This window comes from Sporosarcina limicola (genome assembly GCF_014873855.1).
GTDB classification, from domain to species: Bacteria; Bacillota; Bacilli; order Bacillales_A; family Planococcaceae; genus Sporosarcina; species Sporosarcina limicola.
In genome coordinates this window covers 13,222-28,318 of sequence record NZ_JADBEL010000021.1, presented here as the reverse complement: position 1 = coordinate 28,318, position 15,097 = coordinate 13,222, and the positions used below count along the sequence as shown (strand labels likewise).

General features: G+C 38.5%; 15 protein-coding genes and 2 other annotated features. Of the genes, 5 read left to right on the top strand and 10 right to left on the bottom strand.

What is annotated here, in order from left to right; translation table 11 throughout:
* Nucleotides 1–98: 98 nt before the first annotated feature.
* The 6 genes from yfkAB to H4683_RS15625 form a co-directional block, all read right to left on the bottom strand.
* The gene (gene yfkAB / locus H4683_RS15650; RefSeq protein WP_192599768.1) at nucleotides 99–1,229 is read right to left on the bottom strand and encodes a radical SAM/CxCxxxxC motif protein YfkAB; all 1,131 of its coding nucleotides are present in this window, start codon (nucleotides 1,227–1,229) and stop codon (nucleotides 99–101) included.
* A gap of 221 nt (nucleotides 1,230–1,450) precedes the next feature.
* Nucleotides 1,451–2,233, bottom strand: a complete 783-nt coding sequence (locus H4683_RS15645) for a DUF4097 family beta strand repeat-containing protein (protein ID WP_192599767.1) — start codon at nucleotides 2,231–2,233, stop codon at nucleotides 1,451–1,453.
* A gap of 232 nt (nucleotides 2,234–2,465) precedes the next feature.
* The gene (locus H4683_RS15640; protein WP_192599766.1) at nucleotides 2,466–3,686 is read right to left on the bottom strand and encodes an AI-2E family transporter; all 1,221 of its coding nucleotides are present in this window, start codon (nucleotides 3,684–3,686) and stop codon (nucleotides 2,466–2,468) included.
* 26 nt (nucleotides 3,687–3,712) lie between these two features.
* Nucleotides 3,713–4,672 (bottom strand): LCP family protein, encoded by a 960-nt coding sequence (locus tag H4683_RS15635; RefSeq protein WP_192599765.1) that lies wholly within the window; start codon nucleotides 4,670–4,672, stop codon nucleotides 3,713–3,715.
* A gap of 170 nt (nucleotides 4,673–4,842) precedes the next feature.
* A complete protein-coding gene (locus H4683_RS15630; protein ID WP_192599764.1) occupies nucleotides 4,843–6,060 on the bottom strand; it encodes an MFS transporter in 1,218 nt (405 codons plus the stop codon).
* Between the two features lie 23 nt (nucleotides 6,061–6,083).
* Entirely contained in the window at nucleotides 6,084–7,130 is a 1,047-nt protein-coding gene (locus tag H4683_RS15625; RefSeq protein WP_192599763.1) for an ArsR/SmtB family transcription factor, read from the bottom strand.
* A 223-nt stretch (nucleotides 7,131–7,353) separates the two neighbouring features.
* On the opposite strand from H4683_RS15625, the gene H4683_RS15620 reads away from it, so the two are divergent.
* Nucleotides 7,354–7,452: a YjcZ family sporulation protein gene (locus H4683_RS15620; RefSeq protein ID WP_192599762.1), complete on the top strand. Its 99-nt coding sequence runs from the start codon at nucleotides 7,354–7,356 to the stop codon at nucleotides 7,450–7,452.
* 169 nt (nucleotides 7,453–7,621) lie between these two features.
* Entirely contained in the window at nucleotides 7,622–8,146 is a 525-nt protein-coding gene (msrA, locus tag H4683_RS15615) for a peptide-methionine (S)-S-oxide reductase MsrA (RefSeq protein WP_192599761.1), read from the top strand.
* On the opposite strand, the gene H4683_RS21975 is transcribed toward msrA, so the two are convergent.
* Nucleotides 8,130–8,264, bottom strand: coding sequence for a hypothetical protein (locus tag H4683_RS21975; protein WP_275403089.1), 135 nt, complete (start codon nucleotides 8,262–8,264; stop codon nucleotides 8,130–8,132). The two genes, msrA and H4683_RS21975, sit on opposite strands and share 17 nt — an antisense overlap.
* A 200-nt stretch (nucleotides 8,265–8,464) precedes the next feature.
* Between H4683_RS21975 and H4683_RS15610 the strand changes: the two genes are divergently transcribed.
* The 3 genes from H4683_RS15610 to H4683_RS15600 are packed head-to-tail and all read left to right on the top strand — an operon-like array spanning nucleotide 8,465 to nucleotide 10,984.
* Nucleotides 8,465–9,175: a polysaccharide deacetylase family protein gene (locus tag H4683_RS15610; RefSeq protein ID WP_192599760.1), complete on the top strand. Its 711-nt coding sequence runs from the start codon at nucleotides 8,465–8,467 to the stop codon at nucleotides 9,173–9,175.
* 28 nt (nucleotides 9,176–9,203) lie between these two features.
* Complete coding sequence (locus H4683_RS15605) at nucleotides 9,204–9,821, top strand: DedA family protein (RefSeq protein WP_192599759.1); 618 nt, start codon at nucleotides 9,204–9,206, stop codon at nucleotides 9,819–9,821.
* Nucleotides 9,818–10,984 carry an MGDG synthase family glycosyltransferase gene (locus H4683_RS15600; RefSeq protein WP_192599758.1) on the top strand — a complete coding sequence of 389 codons (1,167 nt, stop codon included), beginning with the start codon at nucleotides 9,818–9,820 and terminating at the stop codon, nucleotides 10,982–10,984. Before H4683_RS15605 ends, H4683_RS15600 begins: the two co-directional genes overlap by 4 nt.
* A 78-nt stretch (nucleotides 10,985–11,062) precedes the next feature.
* Here H4683_RS15600 and H4683_RS15595 read toward each other — a convergent pair whose 3' ends face one another.
* The 3 genes from H4683_RS15595 to H4683_RS15585 all read right to left on the bottom strand — a co-directional run bounded on the left by H4683_RS15595 (nucleotide 11,063) and on the right by H4683_RS15585 (nucleotide 15,069).
* Complete coding sequence (locus tag H4683_RS15595; RefSeq protein WP_192599757.1) at nucleotides 11,063–11,584, bottom strand: GNAT family N-acetyltransferase; 522 nt, start codon at nucleotides 11,582–11,584, stop codon at nucleotides 11,063–11,065.
* Nucleotides 11,581–13,533: a threonine--tRNA ligase gene (gene thrS, locus H4683_RS15590; RefSeq protein ID WP_192599756.1), complete on the bottom strand. Its 1,953-nt coding sequence runs from the start codon at nucleotides 13,531–13,533 to the stop codon at nucleotides 11,581–11,583. The genes H4683_RS15595 and thrS overlap by 4 nt, the downstream gene beginning before the upstream one ends.
* Nucleotides 13,534–13,582: 49 nt before the next feature.
* Nucleotides 13,583–13,808, bottom strand: a binding site (T-box leader).
* A gap of 44 nt (nucleotides 13,809–13,852) precedes the next feature.
* Nucleotides 13,853–14,078: a binding site (T-box leader), on the bottom strand.
* Nucleotides 14,079–14,169: 91 nt separating this feature from the next.
* On the bottom strand, nucleotides 14,170–15,069 hold the full coding sequence (locus tag H4683_RS15585) for a hypothetical protein (RefSeq protein ID WP_192599755.1): 900 nt from the start codon (nucleotides 15,067–15,069) through the stop codon (nucleotides 14,170–14,172).
* Nucleotides 15,070–15,097: the final 28 nt, after the last annotated feature.

Genomic DNA, 15,097 nt, shown 5'->3' with positions numbered 1-15,097 from the left:
TGTCATTAAGACGTTGTCCTCTTGTTTTTTTATGTTTTTTTCTTTGGAGATATTGGACTTTCATAACTGCTCACCATTGCTGTCGTTATAAGTTTAATTTATCGCGTAATTTTTGATTGCCGCTTGGCAAAATCGATCTCGGGATAATACGCATCTTTCACCAATAAATTTGGGCCAAGACAATGGACAGCAGAACAATGACAACCAATCGTTTTTGCAAGAGGTCGTTCCAACCAACGATTAAGCATAGCAGGAAGCGAATCCGTTTGAATATTACCCATCGGTGGTGTGTCGCCAAAATCTGTCACGATAACGTCGCCTGTGAAAATATTGACGTTCAGACGAGATCTGCCGTCCGGATCATTGCGCACTGAGACATTTTTACTATTATAAATCCGATTCAATAACGCGAGATCCTCTTCGTTATCACTACATGCGTAAAATGGCAGCGTACCAAACAACATCCATATATCCTCATCACGGGAATCTAATAATTCATGAATCGCTTTTCTGGTTTCATTTAAAGAAAGTACTTCAAGTTGCGAAGCAAAGTCACTCGGGTACATTGGGTGAACCTCATGTCTCGCACATTTCATTTCTTCCACAACTTGTTTATGAATATGTTCAAGATGAGGCAGCGTGCGTTTATTCAACATGGTCTCAGCTGACACCATGACGCCTGCTTCAGCCAATGCACGGCTATTATCAATCATCCGCTTAAATTGCTCCGCCCGGCGTTCACGAGGTGGCCTCCGTTCCATATTCGCAAAACCGCCATCGATGAAATCATCGAGCGTGCCCCAGTTATGTGAAATATGTAAGACATCTAAATAGGGCGCAATCGTCATATAACGGTCGAGGGGCATCGTCAAATTCGAGTTCATTTGCGTCCGGATTCCACGTTCATGCGCATATTTCAAAAGCGGTAAAACGTATTGATCGACAGACTTCTTGGAGAACATCGGCTCACCGCCTGTAAGACTTATGGTCCGTAAATGAGGGATCTCCCCTAGGCGGGAAATGAGTAATTCGACAGGGAGTGCATCTGGGTCTTTATGCTGTAACATATAACCGACCGCACAATGTTCACAGCGCATATTGCATAAATACGTCGTTGTAAATTCAATACTCGATAATGTTAGTTTGCCGTGCTCCTGCATATCCAAGTATGCTTCCCATGGATCATAAGCAGGTGTCATTTTTTCAAGTGTTGTCAAAACAGTCTTCATTTTTAACTAGCTCCTATACATATAGTACGATACTAAAATAGTATGCACTTCCAACTGAAATTTCGCAAGAGCATAGTGATACCCCATCCAATAAATTAACTTTTGAATGGGGTATTTTCAACGTTACACTGCCGGTTTATTAGAAAACTGACTGTTGCACTCTCCGCACCGTATAATTACTAGCATAAAAGCTCCTTCCGTTGACGGACAGAACCTAATAATCACTTCGTCACAATGGTTTTACCAACTTCCGTCTCTAAGTGAATCAAATGTTCACCTTTGCCAAATACCGTCTTCTTATCATTCGCTCCAAAAACATCGATTGTACCGATACTCGTTTCTACTTCAATTGTCGCATTCGTCGGTTCTTTTTCTGTTTTAATCATAATCTTCCCGACATCTGCTTTCAAGTCAATTGCGCGATCTAAATGGGGCGTTACAATCGTTATCATACCTGTATCCGTTTTCCCTATAATTGTTCCCTCAACGTGATCAAGGTCGATTTTACCAACTGCGGTTTTCACACCAACAGCTTTCGCATCTACATTTTTCACATTAATTGTTCCAGCGTCTGTTTCCAATTGGAGATTATCTGTCTTCAGGTTTTCCACGCTAATCTTTCCAACATCGCTTTCAACTTGGATGGTTTTATAGTCCTTGTCAGGAACCAAGATAACTACTGTATATGAATTAGAACCGAAACTAAACAACCCATTCCACTTATTCTTTAATTCAACAGAAAGCGTATCTCCTTTCACATCTGCTTTGAGCGTATATTTACGCTTCTTCTCGTTTTGATTTGACACCTCAACGGTCACAATGGAATCTTTCGTCGGACGAATTTCGACCGAAGCATTCGTTGTCTCCACATCAATATTCGTAAACGAAATATCTTGAATCGTTTTTTTCGTGTCATTCGTTCCGAAAAATAAATCTTTCGCATACAGACCTCCAACGACACCCACAATTAAAAGGAAGACAATAACCAGCAACTTATTCCGCATTTCTTCTACCCCCTATTTTCTAATCGAATTCATATTTTATCCGTCATAACTCATTATAAAGGAATGGACTTATCTTCCAATAGACTTGAGAAGCGATTTCTTCTCAGACCTTAGTCGTAGGGCAAGCTACAATCCTAATTTCTAGTTGCGAATTAACTATAAAATCAAAAACAAAAACGCCTAATTCATAGGCGCATTTGTAAGTAACTATTCCCAGATGACAGAGAAGCCTCTAGTCTTCCACTTGCTCATAATGGTAAATTTCATCGGCTTCATATTTATTAAGCCTTAATTTGAACAATTTGAACACGTGGGTTACGACCACTTTCAATAATGCATACGCTGGAATCCCGAGAATGACACCTGGCACACCAATTAGCGAACCTGCAGTTAATAAGACAAAAATAATCGTGATCGGATGAATTTTTAATGATTTACCCATAATTTGCGGTGAAATGAACTTCCCATCTATCAACTGGACAATCGTCCATACGGCCGCAAGCTTTAAAAGCATAAAAGGTGATGTGACAATCGCAATGATGACAGCGGGAGTAATAGCAATCAGTGGACCCAGATAAGGGACGACACTCGTAAACATTGCTAAGACGCCTAGTAACAGTGCATACTTCATCCCGATAATGAGGAATCCAATGGAAACCATAACACCTATACAGATGGCGACAAGAATCTGCCCCTGTATATAAGAACTAATTTGTCGATCTGCATCCCTAAAAATGACTTCAGCGTCATTACGCATACGCGGAGGTAACATTCTTAGGATAAGTTGCGGCAATTTTTCTCCATCTTTCAGTAGATAGAAAAGAATAAACGGTACAGTCACAATTGCTAGGATGAAACCTGTCAATGCCGAAACGAAGGATGTTATGCCACTGGCAATTCCACCGACAGTGTCGGCAAAAAATTTACCGATATTCGCAGGTGCTGTATCAACAAGTGACAATGCATTAATACCAAGTCCTTCGTAGTAAGATGCGAATATAGAAGTGCGTAAAAATTCGTCAACCGTCACTAAGAGTTGCCTGAAATACGTTGGGAATTCATCGACCAGATTATGAAATTGCTCTCTTAAAAATGGAAATACGAGAACGACCAATAATGTAATGAGTCCAATCGCCCCTATGAAAATAATAAGGATTCCCCATATACGAGGGATTTTCATCTTTTCCAATAAACGCAGTATGGGCCTCAATAAGTAGTATGCAATGGTGGCTAGAATGATTGGCAGCACGACGGTCGAGAAGAACACCGTAATCGGATAAAAGATGAAGGATACCCGATTGAAGACGAGAATGATCAAGCCAATTAACAGGACGGAAACAAGGACAAACAACGTACTTCGCCCACCAAGAAAAAGGATTAAACTCGATGTTCGCCCAATTCTATTTTCAATTTCCACACGCGTTGATGGTCGTACCTCTTCATCGAAGTTCATTTGCATCCTCCTTCAAAATCATCTCATCAATCCAGCTGCATGGTGAGAAATTTTGCAATGGCCTCTTTATTTTTAGCAACATCCAATTCAATAACTGAACCAGCATGTGAATACGATTTGAATGAATAGGTACCTTCCACAGGTACTGTCATTGTTTCAACATTCGCCCCTTTTTTCAATAGAAGGGAGATTGCACGTGAGATTTCATCTTTTGCCGTTAAATCCGTCTTAACAAAGCCTGAAATTGCTCCCGCTAGTTTTGGTACAGTGAAAACCATGCCTGGACGGATAACTTCCGCTTTCATCGCCGAAATGACTTCCTGTTGACGCGCAACACGTCCGAAATCCCCCTCCGCATCCGCACGGAATCGAGCATACCCTAGTAATTCCTTACCGTTCAACGGTTTTTTCCCTGGCACCAGTGTAACACCGATTTTTTCGGACATTTCTTTCTTAACATCGATTTCTACACCGCCTGGAAAAGCGATATCTACGATGGATTCGAAATTATCAAAATCGATGATTGCGTAATGATGAATCGGCACGCCAAACATGCCTGTTATAGTATCTTTCGTAGATTGGACGCCGTTAAGGTAATAAGCAGTATTCAGTTTGTACGATTTATATCCTGGAATATCTGCATAAATGTCTCGCATGAATGAAATGGCCCGCATCGTTCCAGCACTCTTGTCCCATGACAACACCATCATCGTATCCGTGCGAGATTTGCCGCTACCATCATTATCTACACCAAGAAGTAAAAAATTTTCAACTGACGTATATTTGGGATCTACTGCATCCCCTTTAAATGGACCAGGATCGATTGCATTGCCCCTTGCCAATGCTTTACCTGCATTATATTGACTATATGAATAGAATCCGATTCCAATGAAGCATAGTGTAAAGACTGTAAAAATGACCCGTCCTAAACGAAGTTTCTTTTTCTTTCTTCTTCTCGGCACAGGTCCTTCATAATGATCTTCCATGTTTTAAATTCCTCCAAAAAATGATCTACCTATAATGACGAATGGGAAGCTTCTTTGTTGCATATTGCTGTACCAATTATACCATGATAAATCACAACCGCTATCCTATTCCACATTCATCATGTTTCACAAGTCCTGGTAAACAGATGATTCGAAATACCGGACTTCGATTAAACTTCTTTTGCATGTGATACCCTGTCTATAAATTTAAAGTAAGGCAAGAGAATTCCTATAATAGAAACTGAACTGATTATAGAACCAATCACTATATACAATGCTCGAACTCCCCAAAGTTCGCTAAAGACGCCGCCCACAAGAACTCCAAGAGGCATGACTCCCCTAATAATCACTAATCTAACAGACATTACTTTGCCCATCAAATGATTTGGAATCGTTTGTTGAAAAAATGTTGTGTTATGAATAGAAAAGAATGACAGCGCAATGCCGGCAATAATTTCAATAAGAATTGCTAGGTATAACGTGTTCACTACACCCAGCGAAATGTACGTACACCCACCGATTACTAAAGATCCTAACATCAACACTCTTCGACTCCGGAACTTCAGTTTGCCAACTAGCATAGATCCGATTACGTAACCTAATGGAAAGCCCGCCATAAACAGTCCATAATCTTCGTAATTGCCGTTTAATACATCCGTAATATAAGGTAAATTAATGACCATTGTAACGCCGACACCAAATTGTACAAACGCAAGGAATATTCCCAACCAAACAATTGTCCGTTCTTTAAAGAAATAGCTTATCCCTTCCTTGAATTGTTCAAACCACGTTTTACGTATTTCAACTAACATTCTTTGTTCTTTAATCCATAAAAGAAGAAATCCACTTAAAATAAGCAATAGGAAGACAAAGAACAATGTATTTTCAGTTCCTATATACTCAATAACGATGCCGCCCAATACTGGCGCTAAGAACATCATCAATCTTGTCGTCCCGTCAAGATAAGCGTTGGCCTGACTTAACTGCTCTTTTGAAACGATTGTCGGAGTAATGGCCTGACTTGCTGGAACATAAAGCGGAGTGACAAGCCCAATGATGATTTGCACCATATAAATATGCCACACTTCTATAGTTCCGAATGCAATAGATAACAATGGAACAAGAAAGACCAACGCCCTTGCCCACTGAGAGAAAACCATAATCCGTTTTCTACTCCATCTATCGATGAACGGTCCACTGATTAGCTGCAATAAAATAGAAGGAATAAAATACAGTAACCACATACTCCCTAAAGCCAGTTTAGAACCAGTAAGTTCATATACAATGATTGAATTGCAAAATGTTCCGAAAGAGCCACCTAACTCTGAAATTGCGGTTCCCACCCACAAGGATACAAAGCCTCGATTATTCAGTATCCGCTTGGTCATCATCCATCACTCCTAGACATGGTTTATTTTTTTAAATAGAAATCTAGTTCACGCGACAACCAATTGATAGATCTCTCTTTCAAACGATATTTCGAATTTTTGATTTCCACTAAAGTAGCTGTTCTAAGGATTTTGAGATGATGATGCGCAGTAGATTTCCCTAATTCAAGCGTTTCAGTTATTTCTTTCAGCGAATGATCCCGCTCCGATAATAGTTTAATAATTCGTAACCTCACCTCATCCCCCAATGCTTTATATTTTTGAATTAAAATAGTACTCGGCAGATAGGTGTCAGTAGGGTGAATGTTCCCATCTGCAACAGGGTAATAAAAGACTTTCATCTCTTCAATGTCAGACACAATTGTCCATGGACGATAAGTTATCTGAGGAATTAATAAAACTGTGTGTACACTCGGTTCAGGGATATAATCAATCCCTCCCGTAACCCATGAAACAAACTCCTCGGAAGTGAATTTTTCTATCATACTATTTTTCTCATCACAATCGCTTTTTAAAATAGCGTTTACATGACTAGACTGAGACTCAATTACTACTTCATGCCATAAAGATATTACGTTAATTAAATGAGTTCTTAGTTCAGCTATAGGAACTTGGCTAATAAAATTAATATAGCCTGGAAAGAAGCTATTTTCTTCCGTTTTTTTCATCATGAACTGAATTGAATCCCTATCTCCCTCAGCAGTAAGTTTCCTTTTTTCTTGAAAGTCAATTCCAAGATATGGTAGACAAATATACCTTAGCTCTACTTCAGGCAGATGATTAATATATCCAATGAAGTTTCCTAGATCAGAGGAAGAACTTTCATAACTATGAAGGAGTTGAAGAAGACTTTTCCATGTATTGTTTTTTTCTACATAGTCCAATTCCAATCGTAGTTCGCTAGACATGATTGCACTGTATTTCTCAAATTCGTTTTGCTTCTCCAAGGTATCCACCAAAGGCGTGTTTGTTACAGCCGCGATTCCCAATGCACTTTCCCATAACAAGGAATATTCAAGCTCCACTTTAAATGATTCTCTACCTTTCGGCGTAATATTTAGTATGTTCATAACTATTCACCATTCTCCCTTTTTGTCATAGTATATAGACTACCAGAAAAAAGTTCAATATTTATCGAATAATATATTCAATAAATATTGAACTTAATGTTCTATTAACAGAGTTCCACTATAAAATCATCAATGATTCTTACTTCTTAATGTCATTATGCCCGGCTTTTCCCCATCTCTCTCACGTCACAATGCATAGTCTGTAAAGAAGGTGGTGTTATGTATGGGACGTGAATGTCGAGGAGGCGCAGGTGCTTCATTTGCTTTGCTCGTTGTGCTTTTCATCTTGTTGATCATTATTGGCGCAAGCTTTATTTATTAAAGAGGTCAAAATGCTTATTGCTCACCCACTCATAGGAACCTCTCAACGTTAAGGGCGCTTAATTGGCGCTCTTATTTCTTATGGATTGAATACAAGAAAATGCTATTTCTCACGATTATAACTGTGATACAATTCAACTATGTTGACACGGATGGAGTTGTTCAATTTTATGAAAAAAATTATTGAAAAAGCTGTATTTGCAGGGGGTTGCTTCTGGTGTATGGTGAAACCATTCAAAGAATGGGACGGCATCTACGACGTTGTATCCGGTTATATGGGCGGACATATCGAAAACCCGACATACGAAGATGTCAAAAAAGGCGACTCAGGTCATTTAGAGGTTGTCGAAATCACCTTTGATCCCACCGTATTTCCGTTCGATAAATTGCTAGAGGTATTTTGGCAACAAATCGACCCGACGGATACGGATGGACAATTCCAAGATCGTGGACATTCATACTCATCCGCCATTTTCTATTACACGGACGAACAACGTGAAATAGCCGAACAATCCAAAGAGAAACTTGCGGCAAGTGGTAAGTTCTCTAAGCCAATCGTGACACCAATCCGCCACGCTGAAACGTTCTACCATGCAGAAGAATACCACCAAGATTATTATACAAAGGAAAAAGACCATTACGAAGAAGACCGTACGCTTTCGGGGAGAGATGAGTTTATTAAGAACCATTGGTAATCAAAAAAAGAGCAATCCAGTTGATAAGTTCACTGAATTGCTTTTTTATTACCATTCGCAAAGAAGAGATAAACTGCAGGTGATTAAATAGGGGTAAGAAAGATTTATCTTCTATCATTTATTCCTCCCCCAGGGTATAATCCCCATACTAGTAGGACGACACTAAGATATCGATGGCTTTTTACTGCTTAAAAATGACCTATGCAAATTCAGTTCCTGCAACACTGTTTTAAGTTATGAAGATTTATAAAGAACGCAACATTCTCCGCTTACAAACGTTTATATGCAAGACTCATTTTTCAAGAGGGAGTTGGTAAGTTGAGATACTTTTTGTTACTCTTATTGGTAGCTCTTTTAATTTTTCTTCTTTATACCGTTTTCACAACTAGTATAATACGGATGATGAATATTCATATTACAAAGAAATTGTCTGTACAAAATGGTATACTTTTAACATTCGATGATGGCCCACATCCCGACTACACACCGCAACTGCTTGATTTATTGAAGAAGAATCAAGTGAAAGCCACCTTTTTTGTGGTAGGAGAACTAGTTGAAAAGCATCCTGAAATTATTCATCGAATGCATAAAGAAGGACATACAATTGGCATTCATCATTTTCGTCATGTATCAAGTTGGTTACTCAATCCTTGGCAATTAAAGAAGCAACTTAGTTCAACCGAGAAAGTAATCTCTAAAATCACAAAAGAACCTGTCGCCTATTATCGCCCACCATGGGGACACTTCAATTTAGCAACACTTTCGCTAAGCAGAAAATACGACATCATCATGTGGTCCCATATTTTTAAAGATTGGAAAATCGATACCCATCAGCTCCATTTACTTGAGCAGCAACCTGCCGAAGGGTCCATTTTACTTCTCCATGATAACGGGGATACCTCTGGAGCAGATAGGGATGCGCCAAAAGAAATGGTAAAGTACTTATCAAGATTTATAGCTATGTGTAAAATTAACAACACGGAGTTTCTTTCGTTGAAAGATTTAAACCTTCATAAAAAAAGACAATGAACAACGTCAAAAAGAATTAGAGGTAATTATGACAATTGAAACGATCGTTCATTATTTACATATGTATGGGTATGTAATCATATTTCTTTCGCTATTCTTTGGGATTATTGGGATTCCAGCCCCGGAGGAATCCTTGCTCGTTTTGATAGGAATTGCATGTATACCTAGCGAATTATCATTAGGTTATGGTGTGTTAAGTGCCTTTCTAGGTACATTTATCGGCATGATTGTCGCTTATCTTTTCGGGAAACAAATGGGCCATTCCATTGTCCAAAAGTATGGACGCTTTGTTGGTTTAACAGAGACGCGCTGGATGAAAGTACAGGAAAAGTACAAGAAAAATATCAAAAGAACCGTTATTTTCGGGCTTTATTTACCAGGAATACGTCAAATTAATCCATACTTCGCCGGAGCTACACACGTCAAATTTAGTACATATTTATGGTGCTCTTTTATTGGCTCGATTTTATGGACAATCCCATACATAATCGGTGGCTATTATCTGGGAAGTTGGTTTGATATTCCCCTTAACTATGTCTCATTTTTCGGGTTCATTTTTCTATTTATATTCATCTGCTCGACGCTGTTTAAAATGGTCAGAAAGAAAATTAGAAATCAACTACAAGGACAAGGAGAAGCCTCATGAAAATTTTAGTTCTGCCATTATTTCAATTTCCTACTGGACATACAAAAGTTGCTGAAACAATCAATGAAAGCATTCGTCAACACTATCCAAATGCAACGATTAAAATGGTGGATTTCTTAAGCTTTTGTAGTCCTAACTTAGAAAAGTTTATCGGTTCTTTTTATATGAACTGGATTCGCAAATCCCCATCTTCTTATCAATCTGTTTATCGTATGCTCGTTAATAATAAATCACCAAAACCGTCAAAATCACCTTTTCGTTTGACGGCTCCCTATTTCCAGAAAAAGATGAGAAAACTAATCGAAAAAGAGGGTCCATCTCTTATCGTTTGTACCCATGCTTTTCCTTCCAATATTATTGGACAACTCAAACAAAAGAAGCTAATCCAACCGATACCACTAATTAATGTGTATACGGACTTATTTCTTAATGATGTATGGGAAAAAAATGAGTCTGATTATCATTTAGTACCCCATCATAAAGCGAAAGAGTCACTTATTTCTCAATACCGTGTGGACGCGAACACCATATTTGTGACGGGTATTCCAATCCATTCCTCATTTAAACAGTCCGCCGAATCTGCAAATCCGATTAAAAATCATGTTTTAGTCGCAGGTGGAAACATAGGTTACTTTAATGCAAATGAGTTGCTAAAGTTGATAGACGTACTTCCTGAAGTGCACTTTACAATATTATGTGGAAATAATGAAAAATTGTTTTACTCACTTGAAAAACTTCAATCTCCTCATATTACACCCATGAGGTATATTGAAAGCAAGATGGAAATGAATAAATTATATGATCTAATAGATGCAATTATAACAAAACCAGGCGGCGTCACGATTAGTGAAGCCCTTCGAAAGAGAATCCCGATCTTTGTAAACGATTTTTTACCAGGACCGGAAGAAGTAAACTTTCAATTTTTGCTTGAGAATGGGATGACGCATAAAATCTCTTTTTCATCCTCTGACAAAGAAAAAATCCAGCTTCTTAGTGATCCGGCAGAACTTTTAAAAATGAGGCAGCAAATGGATTTGTATTGTCAAGAAATAACGTGTACCGTCGGAGATGCGCTCTCTACGATTATTTTTAATGAGTTCAAACTCTTCCCGATTCAGCCTTCAGACAAGCTAGAAAGTGAAAAGCTATTGCAGAACGTTTGAATTTTCATCACAATACTATCAAGTATTCAAAAAGGAACTCGACTAGAGTTCCTTTTTGAATATCCCTCTACTAAAACCTTAGCTTATTTCAATCCAAAAGCGCCTCACGACGTTTCCGTTCTCATCCACATAATCCTCATCCCGAACTCCGCCATTATTAAGGATTGTCTTCTCGGAACCGACATTTACCTCGTCGCACACTACCAAAACCTTATTAATTTCCAATGCTTTCATTTTGACCAATGAAAGCTCAAGTACTTTAGTCGCAAATCCTTTTTTTCGCTCACTCGGCCTTATTCCATAGCCAATATGTCCACCAACATTTCGAAGATGCTCGGTCAGATCATGACGTATATTAACTGCTCCCAACACACGCCGTTCACTATTTACAAGCCAATATGTGGTATCAGGAACCCAACCAGGCCGCAATCCAATGCCTTTTTCTGCATTTTGTAGTTCCTTCACCATTTCACCAAAATCGGTAGGATCCTTCCCAATAACCCATGGGATGAATTCCTCTCCAGAACCCCCCCATTCCTCGTAAAATGACATGTACTCATCTTGTAACTCGATTGTTGGTTTTACCAACCTAACGTTCATTGCTCATTTCCCCTTTCGTCTATTACATGACTCAAAGACCGCTCTTCTATTTGTTGTTTAATCAGTCTATTGAACTCTTCTAATGATAAACTCTCTGAGTCTTGATTTCCAAATTTCCGAACATTTACCGTACCTTCGTTGACTTCAGCATCACCAAGTACAAGCATATACGGGATTTTTTGAATTTGACTTTCTCTTATTTTATAGCCAAGTTTTTCATTTCGATCGTCAATTTCGACCCGTACACCTTTATTTCTTAAAGAGGACTGTACTTTTAGTGCATAGTCCAAATGAACGTTTGAAACAGGTACGATTTGGACTTGAATAGGTGCCAGCCATATTGGAAATGCGCCTGCAAAATGTTCAATTAATATACCGAAGAAGCGATCAATCGACCCGAAAATTGCGCGATGAATAACGACTGGACGAACTTTGTCATTGTTTTCATCAATATAAATTAGATCGAACTTATCCGGCATTTGGAAATCTAGTTGAATTGTTGCGCATTGGTGGCTACGTCCAAGTGCATCCTTGATATGAAAATCGATTTTAGGGCCATAAAACGCTCCGTCCCCTTCATTCAATTGATACTTAATGTCTAGACTCTCCAGAACATTCCTCAAAGCCTCTTCGGAATCCTTCCAAAGTTCATCGCTTCCTAATGACTGCTCCGGTCTTGTTGAAAGTTCTACAGAATAATTAAAACCAAAAACACGATATACTTCATCAATCAAATGATAAGCATGCTTTATTTCACTTTCAATTTGGTCATGTCTTACAAAAATATGCGCATCGTCTTGGCAAAAAGTGCGAACTCTTAACAATCCATTGAGCGCACCACTAAATTCATGTCGATGGACTTGACCGAATTCAGCCATTCTAATGGGTAAATCACGGTACGAATGAAGACTGTTTTTGAATATCAGCATATGCCCCGGACAGTTCATGGGTTTCATCGCAAACTTCATATTTTCTACTTCGGAAAAGTACATATTCTCATGGTAATGATCCCAGTGACCTGATTGTTCCCATAGACGCTGATTCATCATAGACGGTGTACGTACTTCCTTGTACCCTGCTTTTGTTTGAAGCTCTCGTGAGAAACCTTCCAACTCTGTTCGTATCACCTGCCCTTTTGGTAAGTAGAAAGGCATTCCAGGTGCCTCTTCCGAGAACATAAATAACTCTAATTGCTTACCTAGTCTACGATGATCTCTTTTCTCTGCTTCTTCCAAAAGAAATAGATGCTGGCTCAAGTCTTTCTTATTCAAAAATGCAAATCCATAAATACGTTGCATAACCTGATTTTTACTATCGCCGCGCCAATAGGCTCCTGAAAAATGTGTTAACTTGAAAGCTTTTATAGAACCCGTTGACGGAAGATGTGGCCCACGACAAAGATCGACAAACTCTCCTTGCTTATAAAGCGCTATTTTTTCATCTACGGGGATGTCTTTTAACAATTGTAATTTAAACAACTCTTCCCTGTTTTCAAATAGCTTCTTAGCCTCTTCATATGTTACTTCCATTCTCTCAATTGCTAGATTTTCCTTAATGATTAATTGCATTTCTTTTTCAATCGCTGTTAAATCACCAGGAGTGAGGCTACTGGATAATTCGAAATCATAGAAAAAACCATTTTCAATAACAGGTCCAACCCCTAATTTGGCCTTATCATAAAGTCTTTTAACGGCTTGCCCCAGAACATGTGCAGTCGTATGTCTTAAGATTTGGAGTCCTTGTTCTGAATTCTTTGTGATTAAAGTTAGTGTAGCGTCTTCCATAATGCAGTGTGACAAATCATATAATCGGTCGTTCACTTTTCCCGCTACTACGTTCTTTTTCAAGCTTAAGCTAATTGATTGTGCAATATCTGCTACTGATACTCCGAACGGAAACTTTTTTTGGCTACCATCTGGAAACCGAATCTCAATTTGTTTATTAGTCATTTTCATAGCACCTCTTCTATTTTTATCTATAAAAAATACCCGTCCCAAATAAAGGGACGAGTATGATTACCCGTGTTTCCACCCAAACTTTTAAATACCATCAAACAATCGTATTTACTTATGGCGCTGTAACGTAGCATAGACGGCATTAGATACTTAATTTCTCTAATGCAGCTCGAAAGTGGTAAATTATTTTTCTGCGTTAGGAAGATTTCAGCTGTTCTTCCCTCTCTGTAAACCATCAAAATAATTCATGTCTTTGTCATCGCTTTTCAAAAGTATTAGTAAATATCAAAAAAATAAACACACTCGTCCCTACGAAAGGGACGAGTGTGTTTACCCGTGATTCCACCCAAATTTCTAACGTCCATCAATCAATGGAGTTAGCTTATGGTGCTGTAACGTAGCAGGGACGGCATTAGCTACTAACTTTCACTAATGCAACTCAAAAGTGGTAAATTATTTATCCGCGTTAGGAAGATCTCAGCTTTTCTTCCCTCTCTGGCAACCATCAAAATAATTCATGTCTTTGTCATCGTTTTTCAAAAATATTTAGAACAAATCAAAATGAATTATTTATCATACTACAAGAAACATATTACTTTAGCAAGTTTTTCTTATAATATAAAATCCATTCTATGCAAACTTCCGATAAATGCGTACACTGAACTTCTTCCATTCCTCATTCAATTCATTTAAATGTATGACTTTCCATGGATTGAAGAAAGTCTGTCCGTTTTTATTGAAAAATAATTGATTTCCAATATGGTAGGCTGCATGTTGAATGACACCTTCTTCATTAACCCACGCAACGACATCCGCTTCATGAAGTTCCTCTTCCGTTTGTTTATAAGAGGCATTTTTCAATCCTGCCAAAAAAGTCTTTTGGTGGACCCATTCATGTATAATCCATTCTTGATATTCAGGTTGACTACTGACCGCAAATAGCGTTGCTGCCAAACAGTTAGCACCTGCTTTTTCAGAAAAGGTATTTGCGAATGATTTTAAATGTGCCGGTATATTCATAGGAACTGCTGAACACAACCAATTGTCCCATAGAAGCGCATAGGCTTTAATCGTTTCCTCTTTACTAGAAAAGGGAAGCTTATTCCACATATCATATTGAAGAACAACATACTGTTTTTCCTTCTCTTCCAAAATATACTCTACTGGTACTACATCAATAGCAGAGAACAAGTCTAGCGGGAAAATTAGCCCCCGACCCACACTAATCTGTATTCTGAGGAGAGCTTCTTTGTCTGAAGCTGCAAGACTAGTTATCCAATCCGGTTGTGCCACAATAACGTACTCGATGTCCTTTGAAATATTCCAGTACTCATAACTATTTGCCAGTTGGATTTGTAGATAGGTGGCGTGTTTGAAAAACTCATCTTTAAGGATGACTAATGTGTTATGTAGATAGTTATTGAACTTTGGCAATTGCTCTTCTCTCACGAAAAACAGATCTTTTTCCGGCACGTAATTTTCAATCCATCTAGCAATCTGTTCGTTTGATGGTGCAAGTAGAACATTCACTCTCTTCAGCTTCCTTTCATATTCAATA